Annotated in this window: 1 protein-coding gene; it reads right to left on the bottom strand. The window is 77.2% G+C overall.

From position 1 onward, the window contains the following. A partial coding sequence (locus tag BST40_RS30630) for a hypothetical protein (RefSeq protein WP_208618982.1) occupies nucleotides 1-241 on the bottom strand: 241 nt, incomplete at both ends.

Raw genomic sequence — 241 nt, 5'->3', positions numbered from 1 at the left:
CGCCGCCGACACCACCTGCGCCACCGGTCCCGCCGGCACCACCGGTTCCGCCATCGCCCCAAATCACCCCGCCGGCCCCACCGACACCTCCATTTCCACCGACGCCGCCGACGCCGCCGACACCGCCGTTCTGGCCGGCGGCGGTAGTGCCGGCGATGCCCAGCGCACCCACGCCACCGGCACCGCCGGCGCCGCCGGCGCCGAACAACCCCGCATGACCACCCTTACCCCCCAGCCCGCC

The sequence above is a fragment of the Mycobacterium persicum genome (genome assembly GCF_002086675.1).
GTDB lineage: Bacteria > Actinomycetota > Actinomycetes > Mycobacteriales > Mycobacteriaceae > Mycobacterium > Mycobacterium persicum.
This window is presented reverse-complemented; position numbering and strand designations above follow the sequence as displayed.